This is a genomic window from Planctobacterium marinum (assembly GCF_036322805.1).
Lineage (GTDB): Bacteria > Pseudomonadota > Gammaproteobacteria > Enterobacterales > Alteromonadaceae > Planctobacterium > Planctobacterium marinum_A.
Window position 1 is genome coordinate 3,843,730 of record NZ_AP027272.1, and the last position, 18,651, is coordinate 3,862,380.

Sequence of the window (18,651 nt, forward strand, 5' to 3'; positions counted from 1 at the left end):
ATTAATTAACCCGAACTTCAATACTTTCACCCTTCATGCGTTTTTTCAACAAGCGTTTGGTGCGATCCACCACATCACCTACAAGTTGACCACAGGCGGCATCAATGTCATCACCACGGGTTTTGCGAACTACCACTGTGTAACCATGGCCCATTAATACTTTTGCAAAGCGATCAATGCGGGAATTACTAGAGCGGGTATAAGGGGAACCTGGATAAGGATTAAAAGGAATCAGATTAATTTTGCAAGGCGTGCTTTTCATAAGCTGTGCCAGTTGTTCAGCCTGCTCCATACTATCGTTGATACCATTAAGCATGACATACTCTACTGTCACTTTGCCGCGGTTGGCATTGGACTTTTCCAAATAACGCCTTACACCTGCAAGGAACTCTTCAATCGGATACTTTTTATTAACCGGAACTATCTCATCACGCAATTCGTCATTCGGTGCATGTAATGAAATCGCCAAAGCTACGTCGATTTGATCGCCTAACTTGTCTAATGCGGGTACCACACCAGAAGTACTCAGAGTAACGCGTCGTTTGGATAAGCCAAAACCCAAATCATCTAACATGATTTCCATCGCCGGGACGACATTCTTCAGGTTAAGCAGAGGCTCCCCCATTCCCATCATAACCACATTGGTAACGGGACGCTCATTGGTATCCGGAGACAGACCAATGAACTTGGCAACACGCCACACCTGACCAATGATTTCCGATACCGTCAAGTTGCGATTAAAGCCTTGTTGCGCAGTAGAGCAGAAAGTACATTCCAAAGCACAGCCCACCTGGGACGAGACACACAGGGTGGCACGGTCTTCTTCGGGGATCCACACCGACTCTACTTCCTGACCGCCAGCGAGTACCAAAGCGAATTTAATGGTGCCATCGGACGCCTGTTGAAATGTGCTTATCTCTGGAGCGCGGATCTCACAGCGGGCTTCCAGTTTGGCTCTTAAGTTTTTGTTGAGATTAGTCATCTTGGAAAAGTCATCTTCTCCTTGCTGATAAATCCACTTCATTAGCTGATCCGCTCTGAAGGGTTTTTCACCCATATCGGAGAAAAAGTCGCGCAAAGATTGCCTGTTTAAATCCAGCAAGTTTACTTTAGCTTCGCTGACACTTTTCACTGTCATCTAATACACACCTCAACAAAAACCAATGATGCCCTATTCAACAAGCCACATTGTATATATTTCAACCAATTAATACCAATTCCAATAAACATTTACCCAGCTCAGTGGGAGATGAAAAGCATTTAGACAAGGCGGATGTTTGCTGGTCTAGTGGGCCTAAATCAAAAACATCCAACACCGTATAAATGCTTTTCAGCCCCATCGAAGACGCACCTCAGAAACATTGTTTATGATATTCATCCCTGAATATCACCTGCTTCGCAGGCCAGCTAAAGCTGTTCAAAAGTTTTCCCGAAACTTCTGTCTTTGTTGTGCGAAGTTCACAAGACCACCAGTATTCTTTCATTCGCACGCCTCGAACTAATGTCTCTGAGGATGCGCTGAGTGTGCAACTGTTTATTGGAATTGGTATAACTATAAGCAAGAAAAAGGGAGCCACAGCTCCCTTTCATCATTAACGAACCGCCTTCGGGCAGTTCAAAAGCAATTATCTGGTGCGAGGGCACACTTCTTCGTCAGCGAAGAAATAAGCGATTTCACGCGCCGCAGATTCTACAGCGTCAGAGCCGTGAACTGCATTTTCGTCGATAGACTCAGCGTAATCAGAACGCAAAGTACCAGCTAAAGCTTCAGCAGGGTTAGTAGCACCCATGATTTCACGGTTTTTAGCTACTGCGTTTTCGCCTTCCAAAACCTGGATCATTACCGGACCAGAAGTCATGAAATCTACCAGAGCAGGGAAGAAAGGACGCTCTTTGTGCTCAGCGTAAAAGCCTTCTGCTTTTTCTTTGCTCAAGTGCAACATTTTTGCTGCAACGATACGCAAGCCTGCAGATTCAAAACGATTGTAGATAGCACCGATAACATTTTTAGCTACTGCATCGGGCTTAATGATGGAAAAAGTGCGTTCTAGCGCCATTTTACCGCTCCAATTATTGGTTAAAATTAAATCGGCGCGGATTATATGCAATTGTGCGCCGCATTCCTATCTTTGTGAGGTAATTTTTAAGAAAAATTCATGTTTTTGGGTGTAAAAAACACTCAACAGGTACTTGTTAGCCCGTTAGCTGGCTATGTCTCGCAATTTAGGTACAGCAAAAAACAGATTGTCTAACGCCAGATCAACGTCTGCTTCGGTTGTATAACGACCGAATGAGAAACGAATTGAAGCATGAGCGAGCTGTGGTTCAACTCCCATTGCAGTTAAGACATAAGAAGGCTCCATGCTGGCGGAAGTGCAAGCTGAACCAGAAGACACCGCGATATCTTTTAAGGCCATCAGCAGCGATTCACCGTCCAGGTGCTCAAAACTGACATTCACAATACCGGGCACGGACTGGGATTGCTCACCATTGATGATCACATCAGATAAATCTGCCAGGCCTTCAAGGAACTGAGCTTTTAAGGCCTGTATTTTTTGCTGTTCTTGCTGCATGCAATCGCTAGCAATGGCGAACGCTTTACCCATGCCGACGATCTGATGAGTGGCTAATGTGCCTGAACGCATGCCTCGCTCATGACGACCGCCGTGAATTTGTTCCATTACATGGACTTTTGGCTTGCGCCTTACGTACAGTGCACCAATGCCCTTGGGACCATAGATTTTATGGCCAGAAAAAGACATTAAATCCACAGGTAACTCAGTCAGATCAATGGCGATTTTGCCGGCACTTTGGGCCGCGTCCACATGCAACAAAACGCCTGCTTCGCGGCATAAGGTTCCAATAGAAGGTAAGTCCTGAATCACACCGGTTTCGTTATTAACGTGCATTACACTAAGCAGTAGCGTGTCGTCTCGAAAGGCACTCTTAATTTGCTGTAAATCTAGCAAACCATTTTTCTGAGGTACTAAATAGGTTACTTCATAGCCATCACTTTCCAGTGCCAGGCAGGTATCCAATACGGCTTTATGCTCAGTGGCAATAGTAATGATGTGCTTGCCTTTTTTGTGATAATGGTCTGCGACCCCTTTGATAGCCAGATTGTTAGATTCAGTGGCGCCAGAAGTAAATACGATTTCGCGGGGATCAGCATTAACCAGATTCGCCACTTGCTCTCGTGCTGCTTCAACAGCCTCTTCAGCCTGCCAACCAAAACGATGAGAACGTGAAGCGGGATTACCAAATACGCCATCTCTGGTGAGGTGTTGAAACATAACCTCAGCAACGCGTTCGTCAACTGGGGTAGTGGACGCGTAATCCAGATAAACAGGGGGATTCATAACGATACCAATTACAATTGCAAACTAATTTCTATTTTATCACTGTTGCTGCGTTTAGACTTATCAGCATCCTGGCGTTTGGCGACAGAACGAACTGATGCGTTAGTGACTAACTCGCCCAGTGTGATGCCATCTAAAAATACCTCGATGCGCTCACTTAAGTCCTGCCATAAATTATGGGTCAAACAACGGTTTCCGTTTTGACAATCAGACTGCCCCTGACAACGGGTGGCGTCAACGGTTTCATCAACCGCTTTAATTACTTCACCTACCGCAATATCTTGAGGGTCACGTCCAAGCAAATAACCACCACCCGGACCGCGGATACTGGTCACCAGCTTTTCCCGGCGCAGCCTGGAAAACAATTGCTCGAGGTAAGAAAGTGAGATCTCCTGTCGCTCAGAAATATCGGCCAGTGGTACTGGTCCTTTTTCCGAATGCAAAGCCACGTCCAGCATAGCTGTCACTGCATAGCGGCCTTTCGATGTTAACTTCATAGGGGATTCCCGACTAAAACTGCTGCGATAGTCACATAGCTGACAAACGCAGTCAAGATAATACCCGAGTATTTTACTCAAGTATTATCGTTTTACTAGATTTTGGGATCGAAATCATCATTCAGGAAATCTGGAAGATTCAACTCAGGGAATTTCTTGTCACAGACATTGCCCCCCATTTTATTGATCTCACCACACATGTCTTCCACCTTACTGTCTACCAGGTGCAGATGTTCCAGCATCAGGCCAATGGCATTCGCCACCGGATCGGGATTATCAGGCGATACAGCATAAGCATCAAAGCCATATTTTTTGGCGATTTTGTCTCGTTGCGACTGAGCATTGCCATTCGCTTTAGACACTACGCGTCCCGGAATACCCAAAACGGTAGTCTCTTTGGGCACATCTTTAATCACCACTGAGTTAGAGCCAACCTTGGCATTTTCATTAATGGTTATCGGTCCCAATACCTTGGCCCCGGCGCCAACTACCACGCCATCTTTTAAGGTGGGATGGCGCTTGCCAACATTCCAACTGGTTCCGCCTAACGTAACACCATGGTAAAGGGTAACATCATCGCCAATTTCGGCGGTTTCTCCGATCACCACGCCCATGCCATGGTCAATGAAAAAGCGTTTACCGATAGTCGCCCCCGGATGAATTTCGATCCCCGTTAACCATCGCGCAAAAGTAGAAATAAAACGGGCCAACCACAACCAGTTTTTGCGCCATAAACGATGGCTGGCACGATGCAACCAGATAGCATGTAGTCCAGGATAGTTAGTTAACACATCGAAATTATTGCGCGCCGCCGGATCACGGTGATACACGCTGGCAATGTCTTCTTTGATTCCAGCAAACATAACGATTACTTAACCGATTTATCTATGGAAGTAAGGATCCCTCTGAGAATATTCAATTCCTGGCTCTCCACTCTGGCGCGATTAAACATTCTGCGCAACTTCATCATGACTTGGCCAGGATGTTGGGGAATAATAAAACCCGTGCCAGACAGAGTCTTTTCCAGGTGCACGTAGAAGCGTTCCAGGTCTTCCGTCAGTGGATATTCCTCTGAGGTGGGCTGTTGCGCACTTTCCTCGTTAAGTTCTCCGCTTTTCTCCAACCCAGCCATGCGTACTTCATAACATATAGTTTGTACGGCAGCCGCCAGGTTCAAAGAGCTGTATTCTGGATTGGCAGGGATAAATACATGGTATTGGCACTGTTGCAGCTCTTCATTACTGAGACCGTTATTCTCCCGTCCAAACACAATCGCAACAGGATAATTTGCCGACTCTGCAACGGTTTTCCGTCCGCACTCACGAGGATTTAACATAGGCCAACTATGGGTGCGCGAACGAGCACTTGTCCCGACAACCAATCCGCAATCTGCGATAGCTTCAGACAGAGTAGATACCGTCTTCGCGTTGGCAAGGACATCACCTGCACCTGCTGCCAGCGCACTGGCCTGTCCATCAGGAGCACTTACAGGATCAACCAAATACAAATCATTCAACCCCATGGTTTTCATGGCTCTTGCGGTAGAACCGATGTTGCCAGTGTGGGAGGTGTTAACAAGAACAATTCGGATATTATTCAAAGCAAAACTCTAATCTCAATTACAAAGTGCGTGATAATAGCATAAGCAAATAATGAAAAATTGTGTTTATTTTAGGCAATTTTTCTGTTAGATTCCGCGCCGAAATACGCACTGCCACAAAATATTGGTGCGTTATGCTCTTTCCACAATCCAGATGGCTTTTTAATTACAGGATATCGCTATGCATCCCATGTTGAATATCGCGGTACGCGCTGCTCGTACTGCTGGTAACATTATCGCTCGAAACTTTGAATCTCGGGACAATTTAGAAATTGAGAGCAAGGGAGCCAATGACTTTGTCACAAAGATAGATAAAGAAGCAGAACAAGCCATCATCTCCAAAATCAAACAATCTTATCCCGATCACACCTTTGTGGGTGAAGAAAGCGGCCTGACCGAAGGCAATGAAGACTTTAAATGGATCATCGATCCACTGGATGGCACCACTAACTTTGTTCAGGGCATTCCTCACTTTTGTGTTTCCATTGCACTGCAATACAAAGGTAAATTAGATCAAGCCGTAGTATTTGACCCGCTACGTGGCGAGCTATTTACTGCCAGTCGTGGGAATGGCGCCCAGTTAAACGGTTTTCGTATTCGCGTTGGTCACCGCAAGGAGCTGGACGGTACGGTACTCGCTACTGCCTTTCCTTTTAAAAATAAAGAATTACTAGGCGAATCTCTGGAAAGATTCAGTAAAGTGTTTGCAGAAGCCGGCGATGTGCGCCGCTCTGGCTCAGCAGCGTTGGATATGGCTTATGTTGCTGCGGGTCGTTACGATGGCTATTGGGAACAAGGCATCAAGCCTTGGGATATCGCAGCTGGTGAATTGCTGGTACGTGAATCCGGTGGTTTGGTTTCTGATTTCGGTGGTGGCCATCAGTACTTCAAGAACGAGCAAGTGGTTGCCGGCAACCCTAAAATCGTGCAAGGAATTGTGAAGCACCTCAAATAGAGTGCACCATTATCGAAAAGGGCAGCCAATGGCTGCCCTTTTTTTTCAAGCAAAAATCAATTCTTCTGCTTTAAACGCATACGCAATTGTTGCTGCTGACTTTCGGGAAGTTCTTTCAAGATATTCTCAAATGCCACCGAGTTATTGGCTTTTACGAATGCCGGCACCAGATTCAACGCTTGCCAGTAGTCTCTCCTGTCCTTCAACGCCTCTGCGATCAAAATAGAAACCGAGGTATCTTTGGCAAAATGCTGAGCCAGTAAGTTAAAGCTCTTAGAGCGTAGCTTGCGATTATTTGCTGCGTTTTTTAGTAAGGTTACCTGCTCCGGTTCAGAAAAGTATTCCGGGATCTGCTCAAGAAAAGCCAAGGTATGTTCAGAAGCCGTTTGCTGCAATAGGAAATTGGCGACTTCTACATCGCCCAGCATGCTTGCCATGTGCGCCAACATGGCGCTGTAGTCCCGGTTGCGCAACTCTTCTGAGTCTTGCAGCTGCTCAACACTCCAGTCTTTAAAGCCGGTTTGCAGGTATAGCGGCAAACGATTGAAAAAAGTTTTAAATACTGCCTGGCCTTTGTGACCAGTAAAACCAGCTAAGTCCGCAGCTGTAAATTCGTTGGCCTGCCACTTTTCGTAGACTTCATCGGCAACGGCACGCGACTGAATCGCCAGAAAGGTGGCTTTAGCTTCGGCACTAATATTCGCCACAGTTTTTGCTTCACCCGCGTCCTTTAATACCACCAGCACGGCGTCTGAGCGACGCCACTTGTTGAGTTGATGCAACTGTTTTGCAGTAAAGTCTTTTTGCCATTTCAGCACTTCAATAAATTGGCTCACCAACATAATATCTTTTGGGGATTTAGGTCTGTCCGGTAGATTATCGTTGTCTCTTGGCTCACTTTTAAGTGCATAAGAAAGCGCCAGCCAATCCTGTTCTGAAATCTCTACACTGTGAGTATTCACAGATACAAACAATGCAATGGTAATCAATAATTTATTGAGAAACTTCATATACCTACCTGTATTTGCGTAGCTAATTCACGTCGCTCTGACGTACTTCGAATAATCGACAGAATAACAACATTTGACAATTTATTAACCACAAATGTAGGAAGTTAGCTCATATTTTTTACTTTGATGGGAACTTAACCTTTTATGCAGACATAAAAAAACCGGGCAGAGCCCGGTTTTTTATTTAGCTATTATCTAGTTAAAAGGCGTAGATTCCAGCTCTTCACCTTCTTTTTCAACTTCCGCCGGAATGAGATCTTCTTTGCTGATCCCTAGCATCAGAGCTACCAGACTCGCTACATAGATGGAGGAGTAGGTACCGATGAAAACACCAAACAGCAAAGCCGTAGCAAATCCGTGGATAAGTGCCCCACCAACAAAGAACAAGGCCAACAATACGAAGATAGTAGTCATTGACGTGATGATGGTCCGGTTCAGTGTCTGAGTCAGGGAGATATTGATAATCTCTTCCGGCCCACCTTTACGAACTTTACGGAAATTCTCTCTGATGCGATCTGAGACCACAATGGTGTCGTTAAGGGAATAACCGATCACTGCCAGAACAGCAGCCAGTACCGTCAGGTCGAACTCTAATTGCAAGAATGAGAATAAGCCCAAGGTTAACAATACATCGTGAGCCAATGCCACAACCGAACCCAGTGCAAAACGCCACTCAAAGCGCATGGCTACGTACACCAAGATACACAACAACGCCACCAGCATGGCAAGTCCACCCTGCTCTGTCAGTTCTTCACCTACAGAAGGGCCAACGAACTCAACTCGACGGATATTACTGGTTTCCAGATTCAGTGCATCCATTACCTGGTTACTCAACTCAGACGCTTTAACATTGTCTCTTGGTGCAAGACGAATGAGTACTTCTGAGCTACTACCAAAGTTTTGTACTACTGCATCAGGAAAACCTGAAGCTTGCAGTTGCTCACGAATTTGCGGCAAATTTGCTTCCTGATCATAGCCAACTTCTACCAAGGTTCCCCCGGTAAAATCCAGGCCCCAATTCAATGAGTTAGTGGCCAGACTAGCTATTGAGGCGAGCATTAAAACCGCCGAAAATATCATTGCTGGTACTCGCAATGACATAAAAGAAACGGTTTCTTTTAGTTTCAATAATTGCATTGCAGTTCCTTAAATTGACAATTTCGTTAAACGTTTACCACCCCAGACACTATTTACAATAGCGCGGGTCAGGATGATAGCCGTAAACATTGAAGTGATAATGCCCACCATTAAGGTAACCGAGAAGCCTTTTATTGGTCCGGTACCAACAGCAAACAAAATCAGTGCTGCAATCAAGGTGGTAATGTTGGCATCCAAAATGGTCGAGAATGCGCTGTCATATCCGTGGTGTATGGACTGCTGGGGACTGCGACCATCTCGCAACTCTTCCCGAATACGCTCGAAAATCAGTACGTTGGCATCTACCGCCATACCCACTGTTAATACAATACCCGCCATACCCGGCAAGGTCAGCGTTGCGCCGGGGATCAGAGACATAACACCAATAATCAACACCAGGTTAGCGGCCAAAGCAACATTGGCCACCACACCGAAGCCCTTGTAGTAAATCAACATAAAAGCCAGCACCAGCACAAAGCCCAACACGATAGCATCTGTACCTTGACTGATATTTTGCTGACCCAAGCTAGGTCCAACTGTACGCTCTTCTACGATTTGAATAGGCGCTATTAAGGCACCTGCGCGTAGCAATAATGCGAGGTTGCGGGCTTCACCAGGTGAGTCCAGTCCGGTAATACGGAAACTGCTGCCAAGCACCGCCTGAATTGTAGCAACACTGATCACACGCTCTTTTTTCTCAAATTTCAGCTTGCCTTCTTTTGTGCGCTCGCGAGTAGGTTCGTATTCAATGAATACGGTAGCCATGGGTTTACCTACATTGTCACGAGTTCCCCTGGTCATTTTGCTGCCACCTTCAGAATCAAGACCAATGCTAACTTGCGGACGGCCATATTCGTCAACGCCGGAATTGGCATCAACAATATGATTTCCGGTGAGCATAACGCGCTTTTTAAGTAACACTGGAGTGCCGTTCTCATCTTCGATGAGTTGTGAACCCGCTGGCACACGACCAGATAAGGCACTGCTAAGATCGTTGTCTTGGTCCACCATGCGCAATTCGATAGTTGCCGTTGCGTTTAGGATTTGTTTTGCTCTTGCGGTATCCTGGATACCTGGCAATTGCACAACAATGCGGTCAGGGCCTTGACGCTGGATTACAGGCTCTGCCACACCCAACTGGTTAACCCGGTTGCGCATAATAGTGATGTTTTGCTTAATGGCGTAATCTTTGGTCTCAGCCAAAGTTTGCTCGGACATTTGCGCCACTAAGGTAAGATCATCCTTGTCTACGTATTGCCAATCGCCGCGATTGTTGCGCAAGAAGAATTTAGCCTGATCTTTCGTTTCCTCATCGCGAAATTGAATCTCAACCACATTGCCTTCTTTTACCACCCGACGATAGCGAATTTTTTCTTCTCGCAACGCAGTCCGAAAATCAGACACAGTATCTTCTAGTTTAGAATTGAGCGCTGTATCCATATCCACTTCCATCAGGAAGTAAACACCACCGCGCAAGTCCAGCCCCAGTTTCATGGGTGATGCGCCCAAAGACTTCAACCAATCTGGTGTTGCTGGTGCCAGGTTAATGGCCGCGATGTAATCATCGCTAAGCGCAATATCTAATGCTTCCTGCGCTTTAAGCTGGGTATCGTTATCCGCTAAACGCACAAGTATTTTCTGATCTTCTAAGGCGACACTTTTGGCGACGATATTTCGCTCTTTAAGTATTTCCTGAACGCGGTCTAATAATGCCGCATCAATAGGTGCTGTGCGCTCAGCAGATATTTGTACGGCCGGATCTTCACCGTAAAGATTCGGTGAGGCGTACAGCGCAAAAAACGCCACAACGAGGAAAACCAGTATGGCTTTCCACATAGGCGTATGGTTTAAAATGGCAGTTCTATTGTTGTTCATAATCGGCTTGCGCCCTTTTTTTGGGGTAGCTGAAAAACAGGTTTAGATGTTTTTCATCGTACCTTTAGGGAGAACGGCAGAAACCGCAGATTTTTGCACCACAATAGTCACGCTATCGTTTAACGCAATTTCCATGAAATCTTTTTCTTCGGTTACCTTGTTGATACGACCAACCATACCACCTTGAGTCAACACCTCATCGCCTTTGCTCAATGAGCCAATCAGGTTTTTGTGTTCTTTAACGCGTTTGGCTTGTGGTCTGTAAAGCATAAAGTAAAAAATTAAACCGAAAATACCCAACATAACGAGCATTTCCATACCACCGCCACCAGTTTGGCCAGCGGATTGAGCATAAGCATTTGAAATAAAGAAATTCATGAGTTTTACATTCCCTAAAAGTGATTAATTTTCTTCTAACGCTGGAACCGGTCGTCCCAACTTGTTATAAAAATCTGCAACAAAATCATCTAGTTGATCGTTGTCTAAGGCATTTCTCAAGCCTTCCATCACACGCTGATAATATCTCAGATTGTGGATGGTATTCAGGCGAGCGCCTAACATCTCATTGCACTTATCTAGATGATGTAGATATGACCTGGAATAATTTTTACAAGTGTAACAATCACAAGTTTCATCCAAAGGTGCCGTATCTGTCTTGTGGCGGGCGTTGCGTATCTTGATTACGCCTTCCGGTACAAACAAGTGACCATTGCGGGCATTTCGCGTAGGCATAACACAATCAAACATATCGATACCGCGGCGCACCGCTTCAACGATATCTTCGGGCTTACCCACGCCCATCAGGTAGCGCGGTTTGTGCTCGGGGATTTTCCAGGCAGTGTGATCCAAAACGCGGATCATATCTTCTTTGGGTTCTCCCACCGATAGTCCGCCAATGGCGTAACCATCAAAATCAATATCCACTAAACCTTGCAGCGACACATCCCGTAAATCTTCATACATGCCGCCCTGTACAATACCAAACAGCGCTGAAGGATTACCCTCATGTGCCTCTTTACTACGCTTTGCCCAGCGCAGAGACAGCTCCATCGATTTTCTGGCTTCTTCGTACGTGGCCGGATAAGGCGTACACTCGTCAAAGATCATAACGATGTCGGAGCCTAAATCTCGTTGCACTTCCATGGATTTTTCTGGCGTTAACAGAATTTTTTCGCCATTAATGGGTGAGCGGAATGTCACACCTTCTTCAGAAATTTTACGCAGCTGACCCAAGCTGAATACCTGAAAACCACCAGAGTCGGTGAGAATTGGCTTTTGCCATTGCATGAAATCGTGCAGGTCGCCGTGCAGCTTCATGATTTCAGTACCCGGACGCAGCATCAAGTGAAAGGTATTGCCCAGACAAATATGAGCACCCGTGTCTTCCAACTCTTCGGGCGTCACCCCTTTCACGGTGCCGTAGGTGCCAACAGGCATAAACGCTGGCGTTTCAACCACACCGCGCTCGAATTTGAGGCGGCCACGACGCGCCTTACCTTGTGTATTTAACAGTTCAAATTGCATGATAAATCTTGCTTTTGATAAAAATGACAGCGGTTCGAAAACCTTCGATACCACCAAAACTGCGGGATTATAAACGAAATCACCCGGTTGGTGCCAACCCTAATTGGTAGCACCACCGGATTGTTATCGAGGCTGTTGTAAAAAACTACTGCTTTTCTAAAAACCTCACTTCTTTTCCAGAAACATGGCATCGCCATAACTGAAAAAACGGTAACGCTCTTCAACAGCAACCTTGTAAGCATGCAAAATGTTGTCCTGTCCACAAAAGGCGCTTACCAACATGATCAGGGTAGATTCCGGTAAATGGAAATTTGTCACCATGGCATCCACCACCTGAAATTCATACCCCGGATAGATAAAGATGGAGGTATCTGAGCTAAAGGGAGCAATTACCCTATCTGAAGCCGCCTGCGCTGCCGATTCCAAGGAACGCACAGAAGTGGTACCTACAGCAATAACGCGATTTCCGTTTGCTTTAGTCGCCAGAATGGCATCTACCACCTCTTGTGGCACCTCTGCATATTCCGAGTGCATTTTGTGCTCTTGAATATTATCTACGCGCACCGGCTGAAACGTACCCGCGCCTACATGTAGCGTGACAAAAGCGATGTTCACGCCCTTGTCTTTAATGGCGGCTAACAGTTGATCATCAAAGTGCAACCCAGCCGTAGGTGCAGCAACAGCGCCAGGTTTTTCATTGTACACGGTTTGATAACGCTCTTTATCTTGCTCTTCGTCAGGCCTTTCAATATAGGGCGGCAAAGGCATGTGGCCGTGTTTTTCCAGTAAATCAAACACGCTTTCCTCATGCATAAAGCGCAAGCGAAATAGCTCATCCTGACGCTCTACCATTTCTGCCTGAATAGCCCCTTCCAACTCTAGTATATTGCCGGGTTTAGGGGATTTATTGGCACGCACGTGAGCCAACACATGATGCTCATCCAATACCCGTTCCACCAACACTTCCACCTTTCCGCCTGAGGCTTTTTGTCCTAACAATCTGGCAGGAATCACCCGAGTATTGTTAAACACCATCAAGTCGCCCGGATTGAGCAGTTCCAGAATGTCCGGAAACTGCTTGTGGTTAATGCTGCCATCAGGCCCTTGTAGATGCAGTAACCTGCTATCGGTGCGGTTTTCCGGTGGATAATTGGCAATCAGCTCTTCCGGCAAGTGAAAAGCGAAGTCAGAAAGTTGCATAAAATAGGATTCCTTAATCAATTGCTCGGATTTTACGTTGTTGAATCTACTGTCGCAAACTTTCCCATCCTGAACTGGTGTAAATTTAACTCGTTTACTTTTTGAGCGACAGTTGTAAAGTTAATATATCCGTAATAATCCACACATATACTCCTGAGCCTATGGCAATGGTGTGCCAGCGGTTAAGCACAGCGGGGGGAAGGCGGTTATGGTGCCCAACAGATTTAAAAACTTACGTACCAAAATACTCTCACTTTTGGGAATAGGGATACTATCCGTGGGGGTCATTGCTTTCATCATTTCTGCAATGTTATCCGGAAAAATCGAACAATATGACCAACTGATAACACAGGAAGTCAGCGCCATGACTATGGCAGACAGTATTAACCTCAATTTCAAACGCCAGGTGCAGGAGTGGAAAAACGTCTTGCTGCGAGGACATAAAACCTCCGATAGAGAAAAGTATTGGCAACGCGTTCTGGATCGTCATGAACAAGTACAACAAGACGCAGGCGCCTTCCTAAAACTGCAATTAGACGAACAATACCTGGAGCAAATGCGGCGCTTCAGGAATATTCACCAACAGTTAAAACCAAAATACGAAACTGGTTATCAGGCATTTATCCAAAGTGACTTCTCCCACAAGGCGGGTGACGATGCAGTTCGAGGCATAGACAGAGAACCCACTAAATTACTGGAACAACTATCAGAGTCCCTGCATTCCAAGGGTATGGAGGAAAGTGAACAACTTTCCACCCGTGCCAATGCCACCACGTTTTGGGGAACCTTTATCATTTTGCTGGCCATTATTTTGAGTATGGCGGGAAGCGTGCTGTTTATGAACAGCAAAATCATACAGCCTACCACCGCCTTAATCGGTCATTTACGTAAAGTGAGCAAAGGTAATTTCAATGAAGAGTTGAGCTTTTATCGCGATGACGAAATCGGCCAGATGTCAAAGGCGATTGAGTTGTTACGACGCAGTCTCAACAACATCTGTAACGAAATGGCGGAAGTGCAAAATGACCTTGATCATGTGTCATCCAGTCTGCGAGATAGTGCCAAAGCCATTGATTTGGGTGCTAAAGACCAGAATCGCGGTACAGATAAAGTGAGCACATCGATGCAAAGCATGACTGATATGGCGCGCCGAATTACTGACAGCGCTAATGATGCTTCTGTGGCCGCTTCACAAGCAGACGATTTTGCCTCACAGAGTATTAAAGTTATGCAGGAAACCATCGATACCATCACCCACTCTTCCGGGCAAATCAACGACACAGCTGAAGTTATCAACAAACTGGATGAAGACGCCCGAAATGTGGGTACGGTATTGGACGTGATCAAAAGTATTGCGGAGCAAACCAACTTACTGGCGCTCAATGCCGCTATCGAAGCCGCGCGCGCTGGCGAGCAAGGCCGAGGCTTCGCAGTAGTCGCCGATGAAGTGCGCACCCTGGCCGCTAAAACGCAGCAATCCACAGAAGAAATTCAGGACATTATAGCCAACGTACAAACCGGGGCTAAAAACGCGGTAGCCGCCATACAGTTAGGTGAACAGAATTCACAGGTAAGCGTAGATAAAGTACTGGAAGCCGACAGCAACCTCAAATCGGTAACGGGGTCCATTAAAGAGATCAACGAACTCAACAAACAAATTGCTGATGCCATTGCTGAACAATCTCATGTGGCCATGGAAATCGAAAAAAACATTCTCGGATTGGCAGAAATCGCTGCGGTAAACGAACAGCACGCCAAAAGTTGTAATGACGACAATGTGGTACTCACCGAAGTAAAAAACCGTATGGCGGCGCTGATTGCTCAATTGATGGGGCAGAAAAAAGGACATTAGGTCTTAGACAAGCGAAAGTGGCAGGTCAACCAGAACCGGCCACCCAATTCGCAACAGCACAAACTAATCTGTTTATATCTGCAGCCTTTTTAGAGCGCTTTATTGCGCTTTTTCTGAAACGATATAATGTCGATTGTTGTTTTCGTCAACCAGCACGTCGCTATTGAGATATGAAAAGGTCATTGGCCTGCCCGCTTGATCCACTTGCCCGAAATTTTCAATACTGTTGTCTGTAATTTGATGTGGGCGAACGGTATTGACTGCATATAGCTTAATTCCATAGCTGGTGCTCTGTACAATCAAGTTGTTCTTATACTGATGTGGTTCGCCATTACTAATCTCTGCATTTTGCTGGGCAGGGTTTCTAGCAAAAATGCCGTTTTCACCAGCATATAGAATGTGGTTGTCTTTCACCGTTAATGCATCACCATCCAACATCATGCCGTTACCACCGCTTTTGAATATCAGATTGCCAGACACCTCGACGTCACTGCCCCCAACCTGAATTCCAGTGTTTTGCCAATAGGGGGAAAATGGACTCACCCCGGTGCGGTATATCCGGTTTTGACTAATTCTGCTGTCTCCCAACACCGAATTGAGCTGAATGCCATCCGCGGCAATGTTTTCCAATACATTATGCGAAATATCCACATTTTGCAGTTTGTGAGGGTAAACTGTCGTGGCTACCCCTTCACATTCCAAGTTTCGTTGCAAACCTGTGTAGCCGACATACATGCCTTCACCTTCTTCGGTATCATGTATGTAGTTATGATGAATCTTGATACCAGACATGGTGAAATTCTCTGCCCAGGTTGCACTATCACAATTCGGGTCAGTCTTAATTAGCATGCCGGCGAAGCGCGCTCGATAAATTTCGATATGATCAATTTCAATCTTCTCACTTAGCGCACCAATACTTAATGTGCCTCCTAATTTAATCCCATAGGACTCACTTTCACTCGGCGCAATTGAAGTTAATCTCAACCACTTTGAACCCTCTATCGCAATACTGTATTCATATGGGGTCGTCGTTACGGTTCCTTGCTCGTTCCTGATGACTACAGGCGCTTCCTCAGAGCCGAGAACGTTTCTAATTCTCAATGGTCCACGTTCACCCGCAGCCAGGCAAATTGTTGCGCCGGAATCAATACCCGATGTTTCTCCATCCAATAAGTGCTGGTTAGATGGGATCACCACATCACATTCAGCATCACTTTGATATTGATTTTCGGCTGTTGCAAAACCAGGAAGTAAGCTAAATACAGCAGCTAATGACATTGCGGAAACTAAAAAACCTCTCATTGTAAAACTCTCCGTGTAATTTATTGCGCTTAAAAAACTACCGTAAGCCTAGCACGGACCCACAAACACAAGTTTTACAATTTGTAACGCAAGGGAATGAAAAAACATTGCAAGACAGCACAATCAAAATGTCGCTGTGTCAAGATCAAGACCGAGAAAATCGCCCCCCCCCTGTAGTCACGACAACCCGGCGAGATTTTCCGAGTCGTTGTGATTATATTTTTTACAAAACTAAGCCCTGAAGCAGTTGCCTCTGAGCTTCATCTATTTCTTTAACAGTCTTTAGCGCTTTACCAAGCGACGATTTGGCTTGCTCAGCATGATTAAAATGCAGATATGCTTTGATTAAAGCAACGTGAGTGTCCAGAGATTGAGGATAGGTGGACCGATTCCATTCCAGCAGTTTTAGCGCATCTTCTTCGCGGTTTAAATAGATCAACCACTGTCCATAACCATTGGCTCTATCTTCAGGGATAACCAAATCGACGCCCAACAATGCAGACCTGGTGGCATAATGAGCTTGCAGATCATTTAGCGTCATGGGTGTTTTCGGCAATGGCCATTCGTTGAACAAATACTTCAATCCGTGATACTGGCCCGGCAAAGTCGTAGAATCGTGATTTTCTTCTTCGAACTTCTTAACTTTAACCATTAATTGCTCATTTGAATGGTGTGCAAACAAATTAACCAACTGCTCAAAAGGCTCGGTCATGATCGGTTCTTCATCAGCAATGGAAAGAAATAACCGCCCTTTAAGTTGGCGTTCTTTGAGGGCCTTTTCACTCAATTTGAGCAGCTGTTTTTCATTCCAGTACAACGAAGGGCTGATAGCAATGATGCCATCAAATAAACATGGCCGTTTTATCATCGCATTAATAGCAAATTGCCCTCCGTGGGATGTGCCTGATAGTGCTTGATAATCTAAGGTACGGTAATTGGTTTTTACGACGGGAATAACTTCTTCTTCAATAAACATGAGAAAGCGGTCCGCACCTTCGAAGGTTCCTTTTTGCTCGGGACTTTCAGCAACCAATGTCAGGTCTTGATTGCGAATATGCCTTGGACTAACAATACCAACCACAATCATATCGGGAGACTGATCCAACTTAGACATAAAGTCCAGGGTGCCCTTGGTGTGCATTCCCTGGATATCACCATCGGTAATGTACAACACAGGGAAGTGCTGCTTTTTATTTTCGTATTCTGCCGGTAGATAAACCAGAATTCTGCGTTCTTCACCCAGCACCGCACTGTCAATGTCAATTTCTTCAATATTGATGACACCTGCGGCAAAGACAGCACAATGAGTCCACACCAGAAGTAATAATGTAAATTTAATTAGCGCTTTTCTCATGAATTTCCCTATAACAAATCGATAATATTCTCAAAGCGAAGCTAACCGGAAAATCGGTAGCACTATCTCAAAGGGGAAGAAAACCACCCTTTAACTTACATTATTAACATTGTCGATAAGTTATTGCTATATATAGTTTTTTAAATCGCAGAGTGGACCAAAGGGGCGGCGAATTTGAAATCTTTGCTCATGCCCCTACCCCTCTTTCTGCAAACTCTTAGCAATCTCTTTTAAACGCTCTCGTTCGATCTTTTTGATGTCCATCACCAGCATGATTTGCAGTAGTAAGTCTGCGCCCAGGATTCCCTTGTTGACCTTATTGCGCAGGTTGTCAGCTGTCTGGCTAACACCGATTTCCAGAAGTTTGTCGCTGAGTTCCTGGTAGCGTATGCCTTTTAAGCTCATTTCGGATTTGATCAGTCTTTGCACTACTAAACGCCAATTAACAGAATCCATGAACACCTCAAAAATCACATTTGTGATTTATAATTTACAAATATTTACTACTTTATACAAACAAACAATTTGACGAGAGTAAAAATAATAGCCTATGCTAAGCATCAAACTAAATAACCCGGAGAAAAACAATGCATTGGGATCTTGACCAGTTGGAAGCGCTTATTGGTAAAGAATCAGATTTAGTTGTTACCCGTGAAGCCGATTGTCTGCTGATAGCGAACCAGGATGGTATCGACGCATGGTTGGCCATAAGCGGTGAACAGATTCTGGTGGAATCACTGTTATTTGCCACCAGTGAAGTGAAAGACCAGGCGGAATTGAATGAAGTGATTCTACGCACTCACATGATGTTCCCACTCACCACGGTGGGTATTTCTGACATCTCAGGTGAAAGCTACTACACGGCATTCGGCTCATTAAGCGCGCAATCGAAAGAGTCTAGCGTACTTATTGAGATTCACACCTTGTTTGACAATGTCGAAGCCTTTATTGATGCCTGGCAGGAATTTTTAAAGTAACCCATTTAT

Annotated in this window: 18 protein-coding genes; 3 read left to right on the forward strand and 15 right to left on the reverse strand. The window is 45.4% G+C overall.

Features of this window, described 5'->3' with window-relative positions; translation table 11 throughout:
* Position 1: 1 nt before the first annotated feature.
* The 6 genes from AABA75_RS17025 to trmJ form a co-directional block, all read right to left on the reverse strand.
* Positions 2–1,138, reverse strand: a complete 1,137-nt coding sequence (locus tag AABA75_RS17025) for a bifunctional tRNA (adenosine(37)-C2)-methyltransferase TrmG/ribosomal RNA large subunit methyltransferase RlmN (RefSeq protein WP_338293944.1) — start codon at positions 1,136–1,138, stop codon at positions 2–4.
* A 487-nt stretch (positions 1,139–1,625) separates the two neighbouring features.
* The gene (ndk, locus tag AABA75_RS17030) at positions 1,626–2,057 is read right to left on the reverse strand and encodes a nucleoside-diphosphate kinase (RefSeq protein ID WP_338293945.1); all 432 of its coding nucleotides are present in this window, start codon (positions 2,055–2,057) and stop codon (positions 1,626–1,628) included.
* A 144-nt stretch (positions 2,058–2,201) separates the two neighbouring features.
* The gene (locus AABA75_RS17035; protein WP_338293946.1) at positions 2,202–3,359 is read right to left on the reverse strand and encodes an IscS subfamily cysteine desulfurase; all 1,158 of its coding nucleotides are present in this window, start codon (positions 3,357–3,359) and stop codon (positions 2,202–2,204) included.
* Between the two features lie 11 nt (positions 3,360–3,370).
* A complete protein-coding gene (iscR, locus tag AABA75_RS17040) occupies positions 3,371–3,856 on the reverse strand; it encodes a Fe-S cluster assembly transcriptional regulator IscR (protein ID WP_338293947.1) in 486 nt (161 codons plus the stop codon).
* A gap of 95 nt (positions 3,857–3,951) precedes the next feature.
* Positions 3,952–4,719 (reverse strand): serine O-acetyltransferase, encoded by a 768-nt coding sequence (gene cysE / locus AABA75_RS17045; RefSeq protein WP_338293948.1) that lies wholly within the window; start codon positions 4,717–4,719, stop codon positions 3,952–3,954.
* Positions 4,720–4,724: 5 nt separating this feature from the next.
* Complete coding sequence (trmJ, locus tag AABA75_RS17050; protein WP_338293949.1) at positions 4,725–5,456, reverse strand: tRNA (cytosine(32)/uridine(32)-2'-O)-methyltransferase TrmJ; 732 nt, start codon at positions 5,454–5,456, stop codon at positions 4,725–4,727.
* Between the two features lie 181 nt (positions 5,457–5,637).
* Here trmJ and suhB point away from each other — a divergent pair, with 181 nt between their 5' ends.
* Positions 5,638–6,411, forward strand: a complete 774-nt coding sequence (suhB, locus tag AABA75_RS17055) for an inositol-1-monophosphatase (protein ID WP_338293950.1) — start codon at positions 5,638–5,640, stop codon at positions 6,409–6,411.
* 56 nt (positions 6,412–6,467) lie between these two features.
* Here the strand turns inward: suhB and AABA75_RS17060 are convergent, their stop codons facing one another.
* The 6 genes from AABA75_RS17060 to queA form a co-directional block, all read right to left on the reverse strand.
* Entirely contained in the window at positions 6,468–7,421 is a 954-nt protein-coding gene (locus AABA75_RS17060; RefSeq protein ID WP_338293951.1) for a hypothetical protein, read from the reverse strand.
* Positions 7,422–7,616: 195 nt separating this feature from the next.
* Positions 7,617–8,558, reverse strand: coding sequence for a protein translocase subunit SecF (secF, locus tag AABA75_RS17065; RefSeq protein ID WP_338293952.1), 942 nt, complete (start codon positions 8,556–8,558; stop codon positions 7,617–7,619).
* Positions 8,559–8,567: 9 nt separating this feature from the next.
* Complete coding sequence (gene secD, locus AABA75_RS17070; protein ID WP_338294875.1) at positions 8,568–10,412, reverse strand: protein translocase subunit SecD; 1,845 nt, start codon at positions 10,410–10,412, stop codon at positions 8,568–8,570.
* A gap of 63 nt (positions 10,413–10,475) precedes the next feature.
* On the reverse strand, positions 10,476–10,811 hold the full coding sequence (gene yajC, locus AABA75_RS17075; protein WP_338293953.1) for a preprotein translocase subunit YajC: 336 nt from the start codon (positions 10,809–10,811) through the stop codon (positions 10,476–10,478).
* 24 nt (positions 10,812–10,835) lie between these two features.
* Positions 10,836–11,957 (reverse strand): tRNA guanosine(34) transglycosylase Tgt, encoded by a 1,122-nt coding sequence (tgt, locus tag AABA75_RS17080; protein WP_338293954.1) that lies wholly within the window; start codon positions 11,955–11,957, stop codon positions 10,836–10,838.
* A 165-nt stretch (positions 11,958–12,122) separates the two neighbouring features.
* On the reverse strand, positions 12,123–13,157 hold the full coding sequence (gene queA, locus AABA75_RS17085) for a tRNA preQ1(34) S-adenosylmethionine ribosyltransferase-isomerase QueA (RefSeq protein ID WP_338293955.1): 1,035 nt from the start codon (positions 13,155–13,157) through the stop codon (positions 12,123–12,125).
* Positions 13,158–13,365: 208 nt separating this feature from the next.
* Here queA and AABA75_RS17090 point away from each other — a divergent pair, with 208 nt between their 5' ends.
* Positions 13,366–15,009: a methyl-accepting chemotaxis protein gene (locus AABA75_RS17090; protein ID WP_338293956.1), complete on the forward strand. Its 1,644-nt coding sequence runs from the start codon at positions 13,366–13,368 to the stop codon at positions 15,007–15,009.
* Positions 15,010–15,108: 99 nt separating this feature from the next.
* Here AABA75_RS17090 and AABA75_RS17095 read toward each other — a convergent pair whose 3' ends face one another.
* The 3 genes from AABA75_RS17095 to AABA75_RS17105 form a co-directional block, all read right to left on the reverse strand.
* The gene (locus tag AABA75_RS17095; RefSeq protein ID WP_338293957.1) at positions 15,109–16,311 is read right to left on the reverse strand and encodes a right-handed parallel beta-helix repeat-containing protein; all 1,203 of its coding nucleotides are present in this window, start codon (positions 16,309–16,311) and stop codon (positions 15,109–15,111) included.
* A 223-nt stretch (positions 16,312–16,534) separates the two neighbouring features.
* The gene (locus tag AABA75_RS17100; protein ID WP_338293958.1) at positions 16,535–17,665 is read right to left on the reverse strand and encodes an alpha/beta hydrolase; all 1,131 of its coding nucleotides are present in this window, start codon (positions 17,663–17,665) and stop codon (positions 16,535–16,537) included.
* Between the two features lie 195 nt (positions 17,666–17,860).
* Complete coding sequence (locus AABA75_RS17105) at positions 17,861–18,121, reverse strand: DUF6471 domain-containing protein (RefSeq protein ID WP_338293959.1); 261 nt, start codon at positions 18,119–18,121, stop codon at positions 17,861–17,863.
* 131 nt (positions 18,122–18,252) lie between these two features.
* Between AABA75_RS17105 and AABA75_RS17110 the strand changes: the two genes are divergently transcribed.
* Positions 18,253–18,642 (forward strand): DUF2170 family protein, encoded by a 390-nt coding sequence (locus AABA75_RS17110; protein WP_338293960.1) that lies wholly within the window; start codon positions 18,253–18,255, stop codon positions 18,640–18,642.
* Positions 18,643–18,651: the final 9 nt, after the last annotated feature.

Bases quoted from the DNA above. Each gene is read 5' to 3' on its own strand.
- AABA75_RS17025 (WP_338293944.1), bottom strand. From the start codon at position 1,138: ATGACAGTGAAAAGTGTCAGCGAAGCTAAAGTAAACTTGCTGGATTTA.
- ndk (WP_338293945.1), bottom strand. From the start codon at position 2,057: ATGGCGCTAGAACGCACTTTTTCCATCATTAAGCCCGATGCAGTAGCT.
- AABA75_RS17035 (WP_338293946.1), bottom strand. From the start codon at position 3,359: ATGAATCCCCCTGTTTATCTGGATTACGCGTCCACTACCCCAGTTGAC.
- iscR (WP_338293947.1), bottom strand. From the start codon at position 3,856: ATGAAGTTAACATCGAAAGGCCGCTATGCAGTGACAGCTATGCTGGAC.
- cysE (WP_338293948.1), bottom strand. From the start codon at position 4,719: ATGTTTGCTGGAATCAAAGAAGACATTGCCAGCGTGTATCACCGTGAT.
- suhB (WP_338293950.1), top strand. From the start codon at position 5,638: ATGCATCCCATGTTGAATATCGCGGTACGCGCTGCTCGTACTGCTGGT.
- AABA75_RS17060 (WP_338293951.1), bottom strand. From the start codon at position 7,421: ATGAAGTTTCTCAATAAATTATTGATTACCATTGCATTGTTTGTATCT.
- secF (WP_338293952.1), bottom strand. From the start codon at position 8,558: ATGCAATTATTGAAACTAAAAGAAACCGTTTCTTTTATGTCATTGCGA.
- yajC (WP_338293953.1), bottom strand. From the start codon at position 10,811: ATGAATTTCTTTATTTCAAATGCTTATGCTCAATCCGCTGGCCAAACT.
- tgt (WP_338293954.1), bottom strand. From the start codon at position 11,957: ATGCAATTTGAACTGTTAAATACACAAGGTAAGGCGCGTCGTGGCCGC.
- queA (WP_338293955.1), bottom strand. From the start codon at position 13,157: ATGCAACTTTCTGACTTCGCTTTTCACTTGCCGGAAGAGCTGATTGCC.
- AABA75_RS17090 (WP_338293956.1), top strand. From the start codon at position 13,366: ATGGTGCCCAACAGATTTAAAAACTTACGTACCAAAATACTCTCACTT.
- AABA75_RS17095 (WP_338293957.1), bottom strand. From the start codon at position 16,311: ATGAGAGGTTTTTTAGTTTCCGCAATGTCATTAGCTGCTGTATTTAGC.
- AABA75_RS17100 (WP_338293958.1), bottom strand. From the start codon at position 17,665: ATGAGAAAAGCGCTAATTAAATTTACATTATTACTTCTGGTGTGGACT.
- AABA75_RS17105 (WP_338293959.1), bottom strand. From the start codon at position 18,121: ATGGATTCTGTTAATTGGCGTTTAGTAGTGCAAAGACTGATCAAATCC.
- AABA75_RS17110 (WP_338293960.1), top strand. From the start codon at position 18,253: ATGCATTGGGATCTTGACCAGTTGGAAGCGCTTATTGGTAAAGAATCA.